Origin of the sequence: Aeromonas sp. (assembly GCF_050252055.1) — a bacterium.
Classification (GTDB): domain Bacteria; phylum Pseudomonadota; class Gammaproteobacteria; order Enterobacterales; family Aeromonadaceae; genus Aeromonas; species Aeromonas caviae.
Genome location: NZ_JBFWLQ010000001.1, coordinates 792,759 through 812,893 on the forward strand (window position 1 = coordinate 792,759; position 20,135 = coordinate 812,893).

General features: G+C 64.0%; 16 protein-coding genes. 6 read left to right on the forward strand and 10 right to left on the reverse strand.

Going from position 1 to position 20,135, the window contains the following annotated elements; translation table 11 throughout:
• Window positions 1-140: 140 nt before the first annotated feature.
• From AB7E19_RS03575 to AB7E19_RS03590, 4 genes are all read right to left on the reverse strand, one after another.
• Window positions 141-875, reverse strand: a complete 735-nt coding sequence (locus tag AB7E19_RS03575; protein ID WP_010675251.1) for a substrate-binding periplasmic protein — start codon at window positions 873-875, stop codon at window positions 141-143.
• An 81-nt stretch (window positions 876-956) separates the two neighbouring features.
• Complete coding sequence (locus AB7E19_RS03580) at window positions 957-1,640, reverse strand: hypothetical protein (RefSeq protein ID WP_319858902.1); 684 nt, start codon at window positions 1,638-1,640, stop codon at window positions 957-959.
• 50 nt (window positions 1,641-1,690) lie between these two features.
• The gene (locus AB7E19_RS03585; RefSeq protein ID WP_171865824.1) at window positions 1,691-3,058 is read right to left on the reverse strand and encodes an alkaline phosphatase; all 1,368 of its coding nucleotides are present in this window, start codon (window positions 3,056-3,058) and stop codon (window positions 1,691-1,693) included.
• 24 nt (window positions 3,059-3,082) lie between these two features.
• Window positions 3,083-4,474 carry an alkaline phosphatase gene (locus AB7E19_RS03590; protein ID WP_182958000.1) on the reverse strand — a complete coding sequence of 464 codons (1,392 nt, stop codon included), beginning with the start codon at window positions 4,472-4,474 and terminating at the stop codon, window positions 3,083-3,085.
• Between the two features lie 341 nt (window positions 4,475-4,815).
• On the opposite strand from AB7E19_RS03590, the gene ylqF reads away from it, so the two are divergent.
• Together ylqF and AB7E19_RS03600 are read left to right on the forward strand one after the other, a co-directional pair.
• Window positions 4,816-5,766, forward strand: a complete 951-nt coding sequence (gene ylqF / locus AB7E19_RS03595; protein ID WP_322131665.1) for a ribosome biogenesis GTPase YlqF — start codon at window positions 4,816-4,818, stop codon at window positions 5,764-5,766.
• A 301-nt stretch (window positions 5,767-6,067) separates the two neighbouring features.
• A complete protein-coding gene (locus tag AB7E19_RS03600; RefSeq protein ID WP_041214889.1) occupies window positions 6,068-7,216 on the forward strand; it encodes an MFS transporter in 1,149 nt (382 codons plus the stop codon).
• A gap of 89 nt (window positions 7,217-7,305) precedes the next feature.
• On the opposite strand, the gene AB7E19_RS03605 is transcribed toward AB7E19_RS03600, so the two are convergent.
• The 3 genes from AB7E19_RS03605 to dinG form a co-directional block, all read right to left on the reverse strand.
• Window positions 7,306-8,202, reverse strand: coding sequence for a histone deacetylase family protein (locus AB7E19_RS03605; RefSeq protein WP_161648048.1), 897 nt, complete (start codon window positions 8,200-8,202; stop codon window positions 7,306-7,308).
• Window positions 8,203-8,272: 70 nt separating this feature from the next.
• On the reverse strand, window positions 8,273-8,932 hold the full coding sequence (locus AB7E19_RS03610; RefSeq protein WP_039040268.1) for a YccT family protein: 660 nt from the start codon (window positions 8,930-8,932) through the stop codon (window positions 8,273-8,275).
• Between the two features lie 213 nt (window positions 8,933-9,145).
• Window positions 9,146-11,218 carry an ATP-dependent DNA helicase DinG gene (dinG, locus tag AB7E19_RS03615; RefSeq protein WP_322131664.1) on the reverse strand — a complete coding sequence of 691 codons (2,073 nt, stop codon included), beginning with the start codon at window positions 11,216-11,218 and terminating at the stop codon, window positions 9,146-9,148.
• Window positions 11,219-11,600: 382 nt separating this feature from the next.
• On the opposite strand from dinG, the gene AB7E19_RS03620 reads away from it, so the two are divergent.
• The 3 genes from AB7E19_RS03620 (at window position 11,601) to AB7E19_RS03630 (ending at window position 15,101) form a co-directional block, all read left to right on the forward strand.
• Window positions 11,601-12,638 (forward strand): porin, encoded by a 1,038-nt coding sequence (locus AB7E19_RS03620; protein ID WP_041214891.1) that lies wholly within the window; start codon window positions 11,601-11,603, stop codon window positions 12,636-12,638.
• 195 nt (window positions 12,639-12,833) lie between these two features.
• The gene (locus AB7E19_RS03625) at window positions 12,834-13,775 is read left to right on the forward strand and encodes a hypothetical protein (RefSeq protein ID WP_322131663.1); all 942 of its coding nucleotides are present in this window, start codon (window positions 12,834-12,836) and stop codon (window positions 13,773-13,775) included.
• A 135-nt stretch (window positions 13,776-13,910) separates the two neighbouring features.
• Complete coding sequence (locus tag AB7E19_RS03630; protein ID WP_010675240.1) at window positions 13,911-15,101, forward strand: amino acid aminotransferase; 1,191 nt, start codon at window positions 13,911-13,913, stop codon at window positions 15,099-15,101.
• Window positions 15,102-15,180: 79 nt separating this feature from the next.
• Here the strand turns inward: AB7E19_RS03630 and AB7E19_RS03635 are convergent, their stop codons facing one another.
• The 3 genes from AB7E19_RS03635 to AB7E19_RS03645 form a co-directional block, all read right to left on the reverse strand.
• On the reverse strand, window positions 15,181-16,686 hold the full coding sequence (locus tag AB7E19_RS03635) for a helicase HerA-like domain-containing protein (protein WP_254231567.1): 1,506 nt from the start codon (window positions 16,684-16,686) through the stop codon (window positions 15,181-15,183).
• Between the two features lie 115 nt (window positions 16,687-16,801).
• Window positions 16,802-17,296 carry a DUF2062 domain-containing protein gene (locus AB7E19_RS03640; RefSeq protein ID WP_039040273.1) on the reverse strand — a complete coding sequence of 165 codons (495 nt, stop codon included), beginning with the start codon at window positions 17,294-17,296 and terminating at the stop codon, window positions 16,802-16,804.
• Window positions 17,290-17,808, reverse strand: a complete 519-nt coding sequence (locus tag AB7E19_RS03645; protein ID WP_010675237.1) for a DUF2062 domain-containing protein — start codon at window positions 17,806-17,808, stop codon at window positions 17,290-17,292. Before AB7E19_RS03645 ends, AB7E19_RS03640 begins: the two co-directional genes overlap by 7 nt.
• A 115-nt stretch (window positions 17,809-17,923) precedes the next feature.
• Here AB7E19_RS03645 and AB7E19_RS03650 point away from each other — a divergent pair, with 115 nt between their 5' ends.
• A complete protein-coding gene (locus AB7E19_RS03650) occupies window positions 17,924-20,065 on the forward strand; it encodes a DNA internalization-related competence protein ComEC/Rec2 (RefSeq protein ID WP_322131661.1) in 2,142 nt (713 codons plus the stop codon).
• The last annotated feature ends 70 nt before the right edge of the window (window positions 20,066-20,135 follow it).

A 20,135-nucleotide genomic window follows, 5' to 3' on the forward strand; every position in this document is an offset into this window, starting at 1 on the left:
CGATGCCCCCGAGCGACTCGCGCAGCGGGGCGAGGGCGGGGGCTCAGCGGGGTGTGAGCGTACTGGAAAAAATCATGATTGCTTTCATGGAGATACCATAACCATTCTGGGGTGGTTTGGCAATTGGGCTGACTTTCTCATCAGGGAGCCTGGTAATCGTACTGGTGCAGGATGCGCGCGAGACTGCCATCCTCCCTCATTTCCTGAATGACCCGGCGCCAGCGCAGCGCCTCGCTGCGGGAGAAGCGGGGACTGGCGGCCAGGTAGAGGGTGCTCTGCTGCAAGGTCTCGCCCCGCACCAGATCCGGGAGCGGCAGACCCGCCCGCTGCTGGTTGTAACGGGCGGTGTTCCAGGCCACCGCCCAGGCCTGGATGCGGCCGCGCGCCAGCTTGCTGGCGTTGCTGACCTCCTCGGTGACCAGCTCCCGGGTAACCCCTGTCAGCGGCTGGATCAGGCTCTGGCTATGGGAGCCACGCATCACGCCAACGGTGAGGCCTGGCAGTGTCTTCATGGAGAGCGGCGCTGGATGGTGACGGCGATGGCTGACCAGCACGAAGGCCTCCTCCAGCAGGGGGGCAATCCAGAGAAACAGTGGTTCGCGCTGGGGATTTCGGGCCGGGGGCAACAACAGGACATCCGGGCGGTGGCTGGCCTGGCTGAGGGCGCGAGCCAGCGGCATCAACTCGATCTCGAGCGGTTCCCCGAGGCGGCGGGCAGCCTCCTCCAGCACCTCGATGGCCATGCCGCTCGGTGCACCCTGCTGGGCGCGGATCACATAGGGGGGAATGTCCGCGGCCACGACGACCACGGCACGGGCCGAAAAGGCGCAGACGATCAGAGGGGAGAGCAGCAGAAGCAGAGTAACAAGGCGCATGGATGTTCGGGTCCGGGATGAGTACAGAGAGTGTAACATCCCGTTACGCCATGTCAGCCAGGCGATTGCCGCCTGGGGGGATCAGTCGAAGAAATCCCGCAGATCAAGGGTCTGGTACCCTGCCAGTTGCTGCCAGGGGAGGGTCTTTGGCAGCGGCTTGAGCGTCACCTCCATCCGGTAGCTGCGATAACCGTCGAGGCTTGCCGACTCCACCACCAGGGGCAACTGCCAGCGGCTCGACCAGAGGATGCGGGTACGCTGGCGACCTTCACGGGTCTCATACCAGTTCGCCTGGTCGGGGGCGGCCTCATCCAGCGGTGTCATTCCCTCTAACAGGGAAGGGTTGATGAGGTGGCGGATCCGCGCCCACTCCGGCTGGAAGGCCACCTGGCCGTACTCCTCCTGCGGCACCTCCACCAGCTGGTTGTGCCAGGCATCGGCGTAGCGCAACTGGAGTGCGTCTCCCTCGCTGCGGGTGACCCAGCGCGCCGCCATCTGGTGAGTGAAGTGCTTGTGGCCGGGGCGGGCATCGTGGGTGGCGTGATAGGCACGGGCCAGGGGAACGGGAATGAGCCGCTGGCTCCACACCTGGTCACCGACCCGCAGCCACTTCTCCTGCCACTGGCTCTCCCGGGTGATGCCGTCGCTGCCGGTCACCCTGTCCACGTAGCGGATGCGGGCGGCCAGATCGGGCACCTCGTCGGCCAGGAGGGGGAAGGAGAGGGCGCTGCCCAGCAGCCATAAAGAAAGCAGATATTTCATCATCGTCTCTCGCTCGACGGAAAAGGTGCCCGGCGCGGTGCCGGGCTCCTTTATCACAGGCCGAGGGCCTCCCTGAGCTTGCCGAACACCCGGGTGTTGTCGAGGGTGCCCTTGAACTGGCTGCTGCCTGCGCCGCCCGCGAACAGCATCACATCGCCGCCGCCGTGAGTCTCGGAGCCGAGCTTGACTCCGGTTTCCTGCAGGTAGTCATCCGCCATCACCTCATCGCTGGTAAGGGTGGGGCGCTGGTCCTGGCGGTTGGGGCCGTTGCCGAATACCAGAGTAGTGAACGGCTTGCCGTCCGCGTCGTTCTGGGTCGAGCCATCGGCGTTCTTGACAAGATCCAGCACCTTGTTGCCCTTGGCGGAATAGCCGTTGATGGTCATGGTGTGGTCGTGGTCGGCGGTAACCACGATCAGGGTATCGCTCAAATCCACTTTGCCGAGGGCCGTCTTGACCGCCTCGTCCAGCGCCACCGCATCGGTCAGCGATCGCTTGGCGTTGGTGGCATGCAGGGCGTGGTCGATACGCCCCCCCTCCACCATCAGGAAGTAGCCCTGGCTGTTCTGGCTGAGCAGATCGATCGCCTTGGCGGTCATCTCGGAGAGGGACGGCTGGGTACTGGCCGCCCCCTTGGCGACGCGGTCCAGTTCGTAGTCGAGGTGGGACTTGGTGCTGAACAGCCCCAGCACCTTGCCCGAGTTGACGGCAGAGAGCTCATCCTTGGTGGTGACATAGCGGTAGCCCCGGGCGGTCAGCTCGGCGGTGAGATCCCGGCCGTCGGCCCGGCCGCCCTTGTTGCTGGCGCTGTAGGGCGTCCAGTGGTTGGCGCCGCCCCCCATCAGCACATCGACCCCATCCCCCAGTGCCTGGTTGAAGCCGGCTCCGCCTGGTACCGCCTGCTCGGCGATGGCGTAGGCCGCATCCCGGTGGCAGATATGGGAATAGGTCGCCGCCGGGGTGGCATGGGTGAGCTCAGTGGTCGTGACGGCCCCCACCGACTTGCCCGCCGCCTTGGCCAGCTCGAGAAGGGTGGGCACCGGGCTCCCGTTGTCGCTGGTGCAGTTGTTGATGCCCTTGTTGCCGTTGGCATCCTTGGACGGTGCCACTGCCCTGGTGTCGCTGCTCATGGCGATCACCTCGTTGTTCATCTTGACGCCGGTGGTGTAGGCCGCCATGGAGGGGGCGGAGTCCGTGGTCTGGGCATCGTGGGAGAAGGTCTTGATGCGCGCGCTCTGGGGCAGTTTCATCATCTCGAGATCCCCCTCTTCCCCCACCTTGAACAGGCGGGTGGCGGTGAGCACGGTGGGGCCCATGCCGTCACCGATAAAGAGGATGACGTTCTTGGCATCGGCGGCGTGCGCCTGGGAGAGGCCGCCAAGCGTGCCGAGCAGGGCGGTGCAGACCAGCGTCTTTTTCATGGTGATGTTCATCCTGATAATCCCTTACAGCTTGGCCGCAGCCTTGATCTTGCCGAACACGGCGGTGTTGTCGAGAGAGCCGTGGAAGCGCTCCGCCCCCTGGCCGATGGCGCCGAGGAAGACATCGGTACCGCCGTGGGTCTCGTTGCCTATCTCGCCCACCTTGACCACCACCTCCTGGTGATAGTCGTCGGCGGAAGCGGTGGCGTCGTCGAGGGCCGCCACGCTGCTGCGCGGGCCGTCCACCCGGTTGTAGCCGTTGCCAAAACCGATGATGGTGTAGGGCATGCCATCGCTATCCTTGCTCGGTTCGCCGGTCTCGTAGTTCTTCACCAGCCCGAGCACGCCCGCATTGCCTGCCGTGGTCTTGCCGGTGCGCTTGGCGTAGCCGTTGAGCACAAGCGTGTGGTCATGGTCGGCGGTGACCACGATCAGGGTGTTTTTCAGCTCGGGATCGGTTTTCTTCACTTCATTGATGGCGGCCTGGATGGCGTTGTCGAAGGCGAGGGTATCCTGCAGGGCGCGCTTGGCGTTGGTGTCGTGCAGGGCGTGATCGATGCGCCCCCCTTCCACCATCAGGAAGTAGCCCTTCTCTTTGTCCTTGAGCTGTTTGATGGCAGCCAGGGTCATCTGGGCCAGTGACGGCTCGCTGGCGGGCCGGTCCAGGTCATATTTCATGTGGCTTGAGCCAAACAGGCCCAGCAGCGGCTTGCTCGCATCGGCCTGGTTCAGCTCGTCCAGGGTGGCGGCAAACTGATAGCCCTTCGCCTTCATCTCGTCGATGAGGTTGCGACCATCGGTCCGCTTGCCCTTGTCGGCGCTGGGCAGGAAGAAGCTGCTGCCGCCCCCGAGCACCACGTCCAGCCCCTCCTTCAGGGCGCTGTTGTAACCGCTGCCCCCCGGCACCATCTGGACGGCGATATCAGCCTCCAGATCCCGGTTGCAGATATGGGCATAGGTGGCGGCCGGGGTAGCGTGGGTGACCCGGGTGGTGGTGACCACGCCGGTGCCACGGCCATCGGCCTTGGCCAGCTCCAGCAAGGTGGTCACCGCTTTGCCGCCGCTCTGGCTGCAATCGCTCTCCTGGGTGGCGTCGCTGTCCATGCTGATGACGCCGTTGTTGCTCTTGACCCCGGTCATGTAGGCCGCCATGGAGGGGGCCGAGTCGGTCACCTGGGCATCGTGGGAGAAGGTCTTGATGAAGGCCGTTTCCGGCAGGGTGTCGATGGTGAGGCTGCCCTCTTCGCCGACGCCATAGATCCGGGAGGCGGTCAGGGTGTTGAGACCCATGCCGTCGCCGAGGAAAAAGATCACGTTCTTGGCGCTGGGTTCCGGGGTGTTGCTGTCGTTGTTGGAGTTGCAGCCGGCGGCCAGGGCGGCGCCTATCATCACTGCAAGTCCTGCCATCTTTCTCATTGGGGTTCGCTCCTTGTGAAACCTGAGCGCAGCCTAGAGGGGGCAGATGACACTTTTAGTGAAGAGAGATGACAATGCGGTGAAAGTGCCTTGTAAATGTTATCTTATATCAATGGGTTATGTTGATTGTGTTCTGCCACTCACCTCCCGGTGGCGTGGTGGGCATCCGGCCACCCGGGTGACAACACCTGGCCAGAATAGCCTGTCAAATCGGGGCCGCAGCAGGTAAAATGCGCCCCCTTGCGATGAGTGCCAGCGGTCTGGCGCATCACCACGCACCCGCAACCCCGAGCGCCCGCAGCCCCGAGAGGGGACCGCATGCCAATGAGAGAGTAACGGATATGTCCATCAACTGGTTCCCCGGCCACATGCACAAGGCCCGCAAAGAGATTGCAGAGGTCATGCCCCAGGTCGATGTCATCATCGAGATGCTCGACGCCCGCATCCCCTTCTCCAGCGAGAACCCCCTGGTGCCGGAGCTGCGCGGGGAGACGCCGGTGATCAAGGTGCTCAACAAGGCAGACCTTGCCGACCCCGAGATCACCGCGCTGTGGGTGGCCCACATGGAGCAGGAGAAGGGGATCAAGGCACTGCCCCTGACCCAGCAGGAGCCGGAGAAGATCAAGCAACTGCTGACCCTGTGCCACGAGATGCTGCCGGAGCGCAACTTCGAGCTGCGCGGGGTGCGCGCCATGATCATGGGCATCCCCAATGTGGGCAAGTCCACCCTGATCAACACCCTGGCGGGGCGCATCATCGCCAAGACCGGCAACGAGGCGGGGGTGACCAAGTCCCAGCAGCGGATCAAGCTCGACAACCACGTCATCCTGACGGACACCCCTGGCTTCCTGTGGCCCAAGCTCAACCCGCCCGCCTGCGGTTATCGACTGGCGATCACGGCGGCCATCAAGGATACCGTCTTCGATTACGCCGACATCGCCATGTTTGCCGCCGACTACTTCATCAAGGCCTATCCGGAGCGCATCAAGGCACGCTACCAGCTGAGCGAGCTGCCGGAGACCGAGATCGAGCTGCTGGATCTCATTGCCCGTCAGCGCGGCTTCATGCGCAAGGGGGGGCTTGCGGATCTGCACAAGGCCTCGGAAATCCTGGTCAATGAATTCCGGTCCGGCATGCTGGGGCGGATCTCCCTGGAGACGCCAGAGATGGTGAGCGTCGAGATTGTGGAGGCCGAGGCCGAGGCTGAGCAGAAAGCCAGGGAGAAGGCGGAGCGGGAAGAGGAGCGCCAGGCCCGGGCTCGTCGCAAGTACGCCAAGAAGCGCCAGCGCTGACCGGCGTTGTGCACGATAGGTTGTGCTTGATAGAAAGAAGAGGCGGCCCAGGGTCGCCTCTTCTGGTCATGGCGCTCTGGCGTGAGGGAGACACAGGGTCGATATTCAACCGCCCGCTTCTCCTTATCATGACCAACGTGCCGGCCAATCAAGGGGATGAGGCTCCCGTCAGGGGAGGGCCTTGCCGCGTTGCCATCACGGTGGGCAGAAAAACCTTGCGACCCGGCCTCAGTGCCGATTGACAAAGGCACAGGCGGTGGCATGATGCGCTCGCATTTTGCCTCTCCCCACGGTTCTATCCATGACCACATACTCCCGCCCGGTGCTGCTCCTGCTCTGTGGCCTGCTGTTGCTGACCCTGGCCATCGCGGTATTGAATACCCTGGTGCCGCTCTGGCTCGCCCATGAGCATCTGCCCACCTGGCAGGTCGGCATGGTCGGCTCCTCCTATTTCACCGGCAACTTGCTGGGAACCCTGCTGGCGGGCAGACTCATCGCCCGCTGCGGCTTCAATCGCAGTTACTACCTGGCCAGTGCGCTCTTTGCCGCAGGCTGCGTCGGGCTCGGCATTACCGTGGCGTTCTGGAGCTGGCTCGCCTGGCGATTCATCGCCGGTGTCGGCTGCGCCATGATCTGGGTGGTGGTGGAGAGCGCGCTGATGTGCAGCGGCAACGCCCGCAATCGGGGTCGCCTGCTGGCCGCCTACATGATGGTCTATTACGTGGGCACTGTGCTTGGGCAACTGCTGGTGAGCAAGGTGCCGACGTCGCTGATGGCGGTGCTGCCCTGGGTGACCGCCCTGGTGTTGACGGCCATGCTGCCGCTCTTGTTCACCCGCATCGCCAGTCCGTCAGGCAACCACCAGGCCAGGACTCCGGTCTGGCCGATGCTGCGCCTGCGTCAGGCGCGTCTGGGGGTGAACGGCTGCATCCTCTCCGGCATCGTGCTGGGGGTGCTTTATGGTCTGATGCCGCTCTATCTGAACCACCAGGGGGTGAGCGACGGGGCCATCGGCTACTGGATGGCGGTGATGGTGAGCGCCGGCATCCTGGGGCAATGGCCGGTGGGGCGTCTGGCAGATCGTTTCGGGCGCCTGCCGGTGCTGCGGGTACAGGTGCTGGTGGTGATCCTGGGGGCCATGGCGATGCTCGGCAACGCGGCCATGGGACCGACGCTGTTCATTCTGGGGGCCGCGGGCTTCACGCTCTATCCGGTGGCCATGGCCTGGGCCTGCGAGAAGGTCGAGCAGCATCAACTGGTGGCCATGAACCAGGCGCTGCTGCTGAGCTACACCATCGGCAGCCTGCTCGGGCCGACCCTGACCGCGCTCTTGATGCAGCACTACTCGGATCATCTGCTGTTCATGGTGATTGCCGGGGTCTCCCTGGTCTATCTGCTGATGCTGCTGCGCAAGATGGGCGAGCACCCGACGCCGATGGCCCATGCCTGAGGGCAGACGGCGTCATCATCCCTGTGCACGGATATAGAAGAGGCGACCCAAGGGTCGCCTCTTTTTCGTCATGGGCCGGGTGGTGCCGCTCAACCAAACCGGTGCCTTGCTGCTTCAAAGAGCGAGAGGTGCAGCGGGATCAACTGCTGCCAGTCTCGCCGGTAACCCCCTCCCGGTACGGCGGTGATGGGCAGCCCGTGGCGAAGCGCAGAGTCAAAGACCATGGCATCGCGCTGGCGCACGCCGGAGTCGCTCAGGGAGAGGTAGCCTAGCTCGTCGTCCCGGTGCACATCCACCCCGGCCTGATAGAGGATGAAGTCAGGGGCGTAGAGGCGATGAGCCAGGGCGAGGGCCTGGTCCAGGGTCTCGAGATAGGCGTCGTCCTCCATGCCGCTTGGCAGGGGAAAGTCCAGATGGGAGGCCGGCTTGTGGCGGGGGAAGTTGTGTTCCCCGTGCAGGGAGAGGGTGATGATGTCGCGGCTGCCCGTGCACAGGGCGGCGCTGCCATCCCCCTGATGGACATCGAGATCAACGATCAGTACCCGCTCGCAGAGTCCCTCGTCCAGGCAGGTTCGTGCCGCGATCACCAGATCGTTGAAGAGGCAGAAGCCGCTGCCAAACCCCCGGTGTGCGTGGTGGTAGCCGCCGGAAATCTGCAGTCCGCAGCCCTGCGCAAGGGCGTGGCGGCTGGCGGCCAGGGTGGCGCCGACCGAGTGCAGGGTACGTTCAATCAGCAGGGGAGACCAGGGAAAGCCGAGCCGGCGAATGGCCCCTTCATCGAGGGTACCGGTGAGGGCGGCCTGTACATAGGCCGCATCGTGCACCTTCTCTATCTGCTCACGGCTGGCAGGGGTGGCCTGTGCCAGCGGATAGTCGAGGGCGACGAGGCGTTCAAACAGCGCCTGGTACTTGGCCAGGGGGAAGCGGTGACGCTCGGGCAGCCTCAGGGCGGAGTAGTGGGGGTGATAGAAGATGCGCAGTGACATGAAGCATCGGCCATGAACGGGTATGAAAAAGGGGAGCCAGGCTCCCCTCGATGCAGGCGTGCGATGCGCCTTACTGCTGCTGGATCACCCAGATCTGGAAGGCTTTGCGGGTCTCCGCATCGGCCTTGTTGTACCAGCTCTGCAGCTGGGTCAGGGCTTCCGGGTTGCTCATGGCCTTGCTCGGGGCCACTTCCACCGGTGCGCTGGCGGCAGCCATCACGGCGGCGGTGGAGACGGACACAGTCTTGGGCTGGTTGAAGGCCTTGCCCATCTTCAGCAGCTCCTGCTGATAGTCACGGGTCAGCTGGAAGCCACCCACGGTCGGCATGACGAACTGCTCGGATTTCAGGACCTGGCCGGTGGATTTGTCTTTCAGAACGACGTTCTGTTCCTTGACGAAACGCTTGGCTTCTTCTTCCTTGCGGGGCTTCTTGAAGTCGAGGAAGAGTTGCTGGTTGTCGGCGGCGGTGAAGTTGATCACCAGGGGCTCGGCGGTGACCAGCTTGGTTTCACTGCGGCTGGAGTAGTTGCCCTCGAAGGCGACCACGACCTGGTGCCTGCCGGGCTCCAGGGAGAAGACGGTGGCTTTGTCGAGCAGCTGGGGGTTGACGGGTTCGCCATCGAGCAGCTGGATGACATAGGGATTCGTAATTTCCAGTTGGCTAGCGGCCAGGGCGCTACCTGCCCACAACAGACCAGCCAGGGCCGGTACCAGAACAGTCAGTTTCATTTCATCTCCTTGAACAGTCAGGCAATTGCCCACTGAAAAATAGGGGGTCATTTTTACAGGTTTGCCCCACAGCGGCAATAGCCGTTTATGGCGCCTTCCGGTGTGCGGGGTGTGGATCCCGCTGCCCCGAGTCCTGCGGGCAGCGTGCTCTTCTATCTTCCTGCCCCCTCCTGACATGAGGGTCAGGGGAGCGCATGGCGGGCGTCAGCCGTGTCACTCGATGCGTCGGGTGAAGGGGGGGAGGGCGTCCAGCAGGCCCTTGCCGTAGCGCTTGGTCAGCAGGCGTCGGTCCAGGATGGTGACCCGCCCCCTATCCGCCTCTTTTCGGATGAGGCGGCCACAGGCCTGGATGAGCTTGCGCGACGCCTCCGGCACCGTCAGTTGCAGGAAGGGGTTGCCGCCGCGCTGCTCTATCCACTCGGCGGTTGCCTCTTCCACGGGGGAGTTGGGCACCGCGAAGGGGAGCTTGGTGATCACCAGGTTGGTGAGGTAGTGGCCAGGCAGATCCAGCCCTTCCGAGAAGCTGCCGGTGCCAAAGAGGATGCTGGCCTGGCCGCCGTCGCACTTCTGTTTGTGCAAGAGGAGCAGGGCGCTGCGGGACGCTTCCCCCTGTACCAGGAGCGACATCCCCTTGGCTCGCAGCCCCACCGCCACCTCGTTCATCTGGCGATAGGAGGAGAAGAGCACCAGGCTGGCCTCCTTGCCTGCCAGCAGGCGGGGCAGGGTATCGATCAACTCCTGGGTGAAGGCGGGGGCACTGGGCTCATGGGCCATCTTGGGCAGATAGAGTTCGGCCTTGTGGTAGTCGAAGGGGGAGCGCAGCCGCAGATAGCGGGTGCCGTCATGCTCCTTGAGCCCTACCTGGTGGCGAAAATAACTGAAGGAGGAGAGGGCGGTGAGGGTCGCCGACACCAGCACGGCCCCGAGACAGCGGGACCAGAGCCATTCCTCCAGCAGATACCCCACCTCGATGGGGGAGGCGTGCAGCCAAATGTCCCCGTCCTCGCTTCTGGCCATCCAGCGGGCGAGGGGGGTCTTGCCGGTGGGAACATGGCGGCTCAGCATCTCCCAGAGGGCGCAGAAGCTCTCGAGCCGTTGCAAGTGAAAACCGCTCTCCGCCAGCAGAGGCTCGGCCTCCTTGCGACGAATTTCGCCATCCTTGAGCGCCTCGCCGATGGCCCCCTGCATTCTGTCCAGCGCCCGCAACGCCTTCTTGCTCGCCTCCTTGAGGTTTTCCGCCAGCATGGTCAGGGGATCCGGCAGCACCCCATCGGCGAATCTGTGGTGGGGCTCGCCGCCAAAGAGGTGATCATTGCTGGCGAGCCACTGCTCGAGGGCCTTGAGATCCGGCTGGAGAGAGGCCAGGGCATCCTGCAGTTTGAGCTGGGGATCGAGCAGGCTCTCCTTGTTCAGCGTCCTGGCCAGCTTGCCAGCGCTTTGCACCAGCTTTTCCAGCCAGCGGCGGGATCCCTTGATGCTGGCGCTGGCGGCGCCGTGATCCCGGGCGATGGTGGGCAGGTGATGGGCTTCGTCCAGCACATAGATGCACTCGTCCGGCGGCGGCAATATGATGCCGCCTCCCATGGTGAGGTCGGAGAGCAGCAGGGCGTGGTTGACCACCAGCACGTCTGCCGCGTCCATGTCGTTGCGGGCGCGGTGGAAGGGGCAGTGCTGATGGTGGCTCAGGGCCTTGTTGCAGGTGTGGCGGTCGGCTGCGATGCGATCCCAGCAAGGGTCCGGAATGGGTTTGGGCCAGTTGTCCCGATCCCCGTCCCACTTGCCTTCGGTGTAGGCCTGCCACAGCCCCTGGTAGCACGCCTTGTCAGCATCCGATGGCTTGTGTTTGCTCAATGCGCCGAAGTCGAGTTCGAAATTGGCCATCTCGCTGCCGTTTGCCGCCTGCTCCAGCAGGTGCTCGCAGCAGTAGCGCTGGCGCCCCTTGACCAGCATGAAACGAAACGGCAGCTCGCTGTGACGGTGATAAAAGGGAAGATCCTTGTGGATGAGCTGCTCCTGCAGGGCCACGGTGGCGGTGGAGATCACCAGCTTCTTCTGGGTCAGCCGTGCCACTGGTATGGCCCCCTGGGCATAGGAGAGGGACTTGCCGATGCCGGTGCCAGCCTCGGCCACCAGGATGCGGCGACTCCTGTCATATTCTCCCGTCAGGGTCTTGGCGATTTCGGCAACCAGGAAATTCTGCTCCTTGCGCGGCACAAAACCGGGTAAACCATCGGCTATCTGGCGATAGGTACTGCGGATGGTGGCTTTGAGGCGAGTCGATAGCATAAAGAAGGTGTGGCCGTGTCGGTGTGGATGGCAACAGGATACCCGCAACAGGCGGCCCGGGTCGAGGCAGGGGAGAAGCAGTCGGGTCAGCCCCGGCTTTGCACATATGTTATGAGGGAACAGGGGGTTGCAATAAACCACCAAAAAAGAGGGATTCAGGCAGAGAGTATCGCTGTAAACGTTTTCCCTGATGGGGCAAACATTGTGAGATTCAGCTCACAAATTTTTCCCTGTGACTATGGTTTTCATAAAAAGTTCCAAGTTTTTTCATTGCGGATTCGAAAACCCGGTGATAGTCTCGGCGCCATAGTGATGCAAAGAACATCGCTAACACAGGGAATAACAAGGACTTAGTGTTTAATTACAGTAGGCATTGGAAACTATGAAAAAGACAATTCTGGCTATTGCTATCCCGGCTCTGTTCGCATCCGCAGCCAACGCTGCTGTCGTTTACGACAAAGACGGCACCTCCTTTGACATCTACGGCCGTGTACAAGCCAACATGTACGCAGACCACGACGACACCGACGCTGAACTGGTTGGTTCCTCCCGTCTGGGCTGGTCCGGCAAAGTCGGCCTGAACAACACCTGGTCCGGTATCGCCAAGACCGAGTGGCAAGTATCCGCCGAAAACTCTGACAACAAGTTCAACTCCCGTCACATCTATGTCGGCCTGGACGGTACCCAGTACGGCAAGATCATCTTCGGCCAGACCGACACCGCGTTCTACGACGTGCTGGAGCCGACCGATATCTTCAACGAATGGGGTGACGTAGGTAACTTCTACGACGGTCGTCAAGAAGGCCAGATCATCTACTCCAACACCTTCGGTGGCTTCAAGGGCAAAGTGTCCTACCAGACCAACGATGACGTAGCCGTCAAGGTTACTGACATCGGTCAAGGCATCAAGGAAACCGACGTCTACGGTCCGAACGTCAAGCGCAACTACGGCTACGCCGCTGCTGCTGGCTACGACTTCGACTTCGGTCTGGGCCTGAACGCCGGTTACGCTTACTCCGACCTGGAAAGCACCGTCAGCACCGCTTCTGGCGACAAGAAAGAGTGGGCCCTGGGCGCACACTACGCCATCAACGGTTTCTACTTCGCCGGTATGTACACCCAGGGTGACCTGAGCTACGACAACACCACCCAAGGCAACAACAAGGACAAGGGCCGTGGCTACGAGCTGGCTGCTTCCTACAACGTTGACGCCTGGACCTTCCTGGCCGGTTACAACTTCGCCGAAGGCAAGGTACTGTCCAACTCCGCCGGTTCTTCTTACGAAGACATCGTCGACGAAACCCTGCTGGGCGTGCAGTACAACTTCACTTCCAAGTTCAAGGCGTACACCGAGTACAAAATCCAGGGTATCAACGACAAGGACGACGAGTTCACTGTTGCCCTGCAATACAACTTCTAATCTAGCCTCTGCGCTGATTTAGTTGATGAACGGCCAAGCTTGCTTGGCCGTTCTGTTTTTTGGCCCCTTCACCACTTTTCGTCCTCTGGCCCTGCGCCATATCACGTTGTCTTCTTTGCACCCTTGGTTCTCCTCTGGTAAATCGCTAGATTATTCAATTTGTTGAAGCAGATTGGCCGATAGGGAAGGATGCCTTTGATCGATTTCACCCACCCCGAGTGGCGCGCGCTGGCACAGCAGTTGCTGAGCGGCGGCCCCCAGGCTGTTCGCGGTCGTCAATGGCAGCCGCTCATCGGCATGCTTCGGGACAACCAGTTGCTGCTGGCCCTTGGCAATCATCACTATGAGCTCACCCCTGCTGGGCACCGCTATCTGACCCGGGAGCTGATGCTGGCGAAGATGGCCAGTGCCCCGCCGGAACCCGAGGAGTGGCTGCAATCCCACGGCTGGCAACTGGGGGAGAGGGTCAACGAGCGGGTGCTGGCGGCCCTGTATCGCAAGGGGGAGGGTCATTTCAGCCCCATCGAGCAGATCGACTTCGAAGACAAGGGGATCCGGCTTTGCAGTGATCTGCCCCTTCGTCTGCGGGCCGCACGGCCGTTCAGCCTGTTTCTCAGCGGCGGCACCCTGCTGGATGCCGCCCCCTGGCTCCAGACCCTGGGGGAGGTGGCGCTGCCAGCCCGCACCCTGGCGCAGCTTGGCAAGATCCTCTGGGGAGAGGGGGAGATACAGCTGGTGATCACGACCGATGCCGTCGGCGCCTTCGCCGAGTTGCCACTGCCCGCCGACGCCCTGCTGGTCTGGTATCCCGCCGAGGATCCCGGCACGCTGGAGCCCCTGATCGCCGCCTTGCCGCCCCAGACCCTCTGGAGCCACCTCACTGCCCTGGATCCGGCCGGGGTCGACAGAGTACTGGCATTGGCCCAGCGGTTGGGGAGACCGGCGAGCTGGTGGTTGCCCCGGGATCTGGTGCCCATCAAGGCGGCTTACGGGGTTCCCCTGGGGGATGGCCGGCCCTGGGAGCCGAGCCGTATCCCCCGTGCGCTGCTGGCGCAGTGCAATGATCTGGTGGAGTCGAATCGGGGTCTGTCGGTCGAGGTGTGTGCCCTGGCACCGGATTGGCACGGGATTGGTTGAGGCGGCGCCGAGAAAGCGGTTTTCCCCTATGGAAGGCAGTGGTATAAAGAGCTGACGAAGCGCTCCCTGGACGGGCGCTTTTGTTTGCCAACCTACTTTGCCAGCCAACGAACTCAACGGACTACAGGGAATACCATGTTTGAAAAGGTTGTTGCCGCCCCAGCGGATCCGATCCTGGGCCTGACCGAAGCCTTCCGTGCCGACACTCGCAGCCACAAGATCAATCTGGGGGTCGGTATCTACAAGGATGAGACCGGTGCCACTCCTATCCTTCACTGCGTCAAGCAAGCCGAGCAGAAGCTCTTGACCGACGAGAAGACCAAGAACTACCTCGGTATCGAAGGCAATATCGAATACGGCCGCATCGTGCAGCAACTGCTGTTCGGCCGTGATGCCGCCCTGGTGACCAGCGGCCGCGCCAAGACGGCGCAGGCGCCGGGCGGTACCGGTGCCCTGCGCATCGCCGCCGAGTTCGTGGTACGCAACAATCTCGCCAAGACCATCTGGATCTCCGATCCCACCTGGGCGAACCACGTCAGCGTGTTCCAGGCGGCCGGTTTGACCGTCAAGTGGTACAAGTACTACGACGCCGCCACCAAGGGACTCGACTTCGCCGCCATGCAGGCCTCCCTGTCTGACGCGCAGGCGGGGGATCTGGTGCTGCTGCACGGCTGCTGCCACAACCCGACTGGTATCGACCCCACCACCGAGCAGTGGCGCGCCCTGGCCAGGCAGAGTGCCGCCGCCGGCTGGCTGCCGCTCTTTGACTTCGCCTATCAAGGCTTCGCCCGGGGTATCGAAGAGGATGCCGAAGGCCTTCGCATCTTCGCCGAGTGCCACGACGAGCTGCTGGTGGCGAGCTCCTTCTCCAAGAACTTCGGCCTCTACAACGAGCGGGTCGGCGCCTTCACCCTGGTCTGCGCGACCAAGGCGGTGGCCGACGTCGCCTTCACCCAGGTGAAGACCGTCATTCGTGCCAACTACTCCAACCCGCCGTCACACGGCGCCGCCGTTGTCACCACCGTGGTGAGCGACCCGGCCCTCTATGCGGAGTGGGTGGAAGAAGTGGCCGCCATGCGGGTGCGCATTCGCGAGATGCGCGAGCTGCTGGTGGAGAAGCTGGCCGAGCGGGGGGTGAACCAGGATTTCAGTTTCATCCGCGAACAGAACGGCATGTTCTCCTTCTCCGGTCTCTCCAAGGATCAGGTGGAGCGCCTCAAGAGCGAATTCGCCATCTACATCGTCGGCTCCGGCCGGATCAGCGTGGCAGGCATCACCCGCGCCAACATTGATCCCCTCTGCGACGCCATTGCCAAGGTGTTGTAAGAGAGAAGCATCTGCGCCAAGCGCCTTGCTTCAGCCATCAAAAGCCCGCCGCATCGGCGGGCTTTTTCATTTTCCGGCATCAGCGGCGCCGCTTGCTGCTCCCCAGCAGGGAGCCGAGCACCCCGCGCATCAGCTGGCGTCCCACCTCGTTGCCGAGGGTGCGGGCCACGCTCTTGGCGGCGGTCTGCACCACCCCATCATGCTGGCCACCACGGGGGCCGGTGCGACCGAACAGGATGCCATTCAAGGCATCCAGCAGACCGCCGCCCTGGTCGGTCTGTGGGGAAGCGGTCTCGTCACCGGCGGCGGGCGATGTCTCCTGAAGTCGCTCGAACGCGGACTCCCTGTCCTCCTGGGTGTCGTATCTGCCGTAGAGCAATGAGCCCTGAATAAGCGCCTGGCGCTCGGCCGCGCTCAGGGGGCCGATGCGGCTGGCCGGGGGCGCGATGAAGGCGCGCTCCACCACGCTGGGCCTCCCCTTCTCGTCGAGCAGGGAGATGAGCGCCTCCCCGACCCCCAGTTCAGTGATGGCTCCGGCGGCGTCGAAGGCAGGGTTGGCCCGCAGGGTGTTGGCGGCGATGCGCACCGCCTTCTGATCGCTCGGGGTGAAGGCGCGCAGGGCGTGCTGCACCCGGTTGCCAAGCTGCCCCAGCACGCTGTCGGGGATGTCGGCCGGGCTCTGGGTCACGAAATAGACGCCCACCCCCTTGGAGCGGATGAGGCGCACCACCAGCTCAATTTTCTCCAGCAGCGCCCTGGGTGCATCCTTGAACAGCAGGTGGGCCTCGTCGAAGAAGAACACCAGCACGGGCTTTTCCGGATCCCCTATCTCGGGCAACTGTTCGAACAGCTCGGAGAGCAGCCAGAGCAGGAAGCAGGCATAGAGGCGGCTGGACTGGGTGAGCTTGCCGGCGGCCAGCACATTGATATGGCCGTGGCCCGCCTCGTCGGTCTGCATCAGATCCTGGATGTCCAGCATGGGCTCGCCGAAGAAGTGATCGCCGCCCGCGCTCTCCAGGGTGAGGAGGTTGCGCAGGATGGCGCCGATGGAGGCGGTCGACACATTGCCGTAGCGGGTGGTGAGAGTCTTGGCGTGCTCCCCCGCAAACTGCACCATGGCCCGCAGGTCTTTCAGATCGAGCAGCAGCAACCCCTCGTCGTCCGCCACCTTGAACACCAGCTCCAGCACCCCGCTTTGGGTGTCGTTGAGGCCGAGCAGGCGTGCAAGCAACAGAGGCCCCATGTCGGAGACGGTGGCCCGCACCGGGTGGCCCTCTTCGGCGAAGAGATCCCAGAACAGGGTGGGGCTGGCGGCAAAGTCGGGTGCCTGAAGGCCGAGCTGGGCCAGACGGGCATCCAGCTTGGCAGAGGGGGTGCCGGCGGCGCCCAGGCCGCTCAGATCCCCCTTCACGTCTGCCAGAAAGACCGGCACGCCTAGGCGGGAAAACCCCTCCGCCAGCACCTGCAGGGTGACTGTCTTGCCGGTGCCGGTGGCCCCGGTGATAAGGCCGTGGCGATTGGCCATGGCGGGGAGCAGGGAGAGGGGGTTGCCATTGGCATGGGCCAGCGTGAGCGGTTCGGCCATGGTGGGCTCCTTGTTTCGAATGGGGGTCGAAAAACAACGGGTTACAAGGAGTGTGGTGGCAGAGGCAGACGATGGCAAGGCACGCCGCCCGAGACAAGGACGGCGTGCTGGCAACCTAGCGGGGGCGGGTCAGCTTGCCCAGTTGTAACAGCAGCAGGGTGAGCAAGGCGCCGGCGGCGGCGCTCAGCACCGCCAGCAGCAGGCTGCCGAGCAGGAAGGGGGGCACCAGGGTGGCTGCCTCCTGCTCCAGCCAGTGCAGGGACCAGGTGAGATGGAAAGGGGCTGGCGTCTCGTTCAGCACCAGGCAACCGGTACGATAGGCGTAGAGGTACATGAAGGGGAGCGTCAGCGGGTTGTTGAACCAGACCGCCAAGAGGGCCAGCGGCAGGTTGAAGCTGAACGCCAGCACCAGGGCGACGGCCACCAGGGAGTGCATGGGCATGGGGACCCAGCTGGCGAACAGCCCGGCCGCCACGGCGCCACAGAGGGCCCGCGTTCCCCCTTGCCAGAGGGCGGGGGTCAGCAGTCGCTCGCCAAAGAGGGCGAACCACTTCTGTTGGCGCAGGGTATCGGGGTCAATCTTGAAGCGGGCCAACCAGCGATTCAGCATGGGCGCGCCACCTTGCGTTTTTGCCACTGGCGCACCGTGCTCAGGCGCCAGCCCGCGCGAACCAGGACATAGCCGACGAGGGCGCTCAGCAGGGCAAGCACCAGGGAGCCCAGCAAGAGCGGCGGGGCCACCGTCTCGAACACCGACACCAGCCAGGCCCAGGTGAAGGTGATCTCGATGTGCTGGGAGGGTTGCCCCAGCAACTGGCAGCCCACCAGATAGGCGCCATAAAACAGCGGTGGCATGGTCAGGGGGTTGGAGAGCCAGACCAGGGCTACCGAGAGGGGCAGGTTGACCCGGCAGGCGATGGCGCCGCCAGCGGCCAGCAGCATCTGGCAGGGGAGGGGAACCCAGGCCATGAAGAGGCCGACCGCACAGGCACCGGCGGCGGAGCGCCGGTTGAGATGCCAGAGGTTGGCATCCAGCAGCAGCTTGCCAAAGAGTCGCAAGTGCTTGTGTTCCTTGAGGGTCGCCGGGTCGGGTAGCCAGCGCTGTATGATTCGTTTGGGCATGTTCTGAACCTTGCTAAATACTTGCTCCATGGATCTGCGTCTGTTGTCGTTTGCCCTGGGGGCAAGCTCCTCACTGCTTTGGCCATGGCTGCCTTCATGGGAATGGGGTGGCCTGATGCTGCTGCTCGCGCTCCCCCTCGCCGGTGGTCGTTGCTGGCGGCTGCTGTTTCTGCTGCTCGGCATCCTCTGGATGCAGGTGAATTTGCACTACCGGCTTGCCTGGCTGGATCAGCTTGGCAAAAAAACGAGCCACATCATAACCGCACACGTGCAAAGTACGGAGTCTTCGGGAGAGAAAGAGGGGGATAAATTTGCGCGCCTGCTGCTGCGCCTCGACACCCTGGACGATCGCCCCCTCATCGTGCCACCCCTGGTGCGGGTCAATGCCTATCAGGTGTTGCCGCCGTTGCCTGCCGGCAGCCGCGTCACCCTGGTGACCTCTCTCAAGCCGGCCCATGGCCTGGCCAACGAAGCGGGGATGGATGGGCGGCGCCTGCTCCTTGGCAAGGGGATCACCGCCACCGGCAACCTGCGCCGGGTCATCGCCCTGGATGCCGTGCCCCCGGGTGTGCGCGATCGCTGGCTGGCGGCGGCGAGTCGCGCCTGGGAGGGGATGGCGCAGGCCCCCCTGCTGGCGGCCCTCACCTTCGGGGAACAGGGAGGGATCACGGATGCCCAGTGGGAACTCTTTCGCGGCAGCGGCCTGACCCACATCATCGCCATCTCGGGCCAGCATATCGCTCTGGTAGCGGTGCTCGGCTGGTGGCTCGGGCGGCTGTTCGGGCTGCGCGGGGCTATCTGCGTGTCACTCCTGTTCGCGGCCACCTACAGCTGGCTGGCGGGGTTTGCGGTGGCCACCGAGCGTGCCCTCATCATGGTGCTGGTGTGGAGCCTGCTGCGCTGGCTAAAGCGGGACTGGCCGAGCCACCGGATCTGGCTGTGGGCCTTTGTGGTACTGACATTGTGGGACCCTTTCGCCCTCTATTCTGCGGGGTTCTGGCTCTCTTTTCTGGCGGTGGCCCTGCTGTTGCTGGCGAGCCTGCTGCACGATCGCCCCGGCCTGGTGCGGCTGCAACTTCTGCTGCTACTCGGATTGCTGCCCCTGCAACTGCTGCTGTTCGAGGGGATGGCGCCCCTGGCGTTTCTGCTCAATCTGCTGGCACTGCCGCTGTTCTGCCTTGTCATCATTCCCCTGGCGCTCATCGGCGTGCTGGTGGCGCCCCTCTCCACGTTGCTGGCCCACGGCCTGCTCTGGGTCTCCGCCTTCGGCCTGGAGTGGGTGCTGTGGGGGCTCACGCAGCTGGCGGATCGCCTGCAGCTCTGGTGGCCGGTGCCCGGCTGGCTGATGCCCGCCAGCGCCCTGCTGATCCTGCTGTGGACGGGATGGCACCTGCCGGGAGGGCGCACCCTGGGGGGGCCGGTGGCGGCGGCCCTGCTGCTCGCCCTCTGGCCTGCTCCCGCTTCCTGGCAGGTGCGGGTGCTGGACGTGGGGCAGGGGCTCTCGGTGCTCGTCACCCGGGGGGATCGGGCCATCCTGTTTGATACCGGGGATCGCTACCCCGGGGGCTACAACATGGCGGATGCAGCCATCCTGCCCCTGCTCAACCGGCTCGGCATCCGGGTGATCGACACCCTGATCATCAGCCACAGAGACAGGGATCACGCGGGCAACCGGCAGGCTCTGCTGCAGAGCATGGCGGTGCGCCGGGAGCTCTCCTCCTTCCCCTTTGCACCGGCTACCCAGGCCTGCCGCCGAGGTCAGCAGTGGCATTGGCAGGGACTGGATGTGCGGGTGCTCTGGCCCCTGGCAGCCGGGGCGGGGCGCAACAATGACAGTTGCGTGGTGCAGCTGGACGACGGGCGTCATCGGTTGCTGCTGAGCGGCGACATCGAGCAGCAGGCAGAGCGCCGCCTGCTGGCACTGGCGCTGGAGGAGGGTGAGGGCGCGGGGCTGGCCTGCACCCTGCTGGTGAGCCCGCATCATGGCAGTCGCACCTCCTCCACGGCCCCCTTCGTGGCGGCGGTGAAACCTGCCTTCGTGGTGCACAGCGCAGGCTTCATGAACCAGTGGGGCTTTCCCCGCCCCGAGGTGGTGGCGCGATACCAGGGGGCGCGGCAGTGGGTCACGGGGCAGGATGGCGCCATCCTGATCGAGCCGGGGGGCGCGGGGCTCAGGATCCGGGCCGAGCGGGAGCAGGGGCCCTGGTACAGGCGTGGCGGCCCCTGGTGGCAGCCGCAGGTATGGGGAAGGGAGTGAGGAGCCGGTGAGCCAGCCCGGCAAGTGGCGGCCTTCATTTGTGACCCGGGTTGTAGCCATCGCGCCAGCG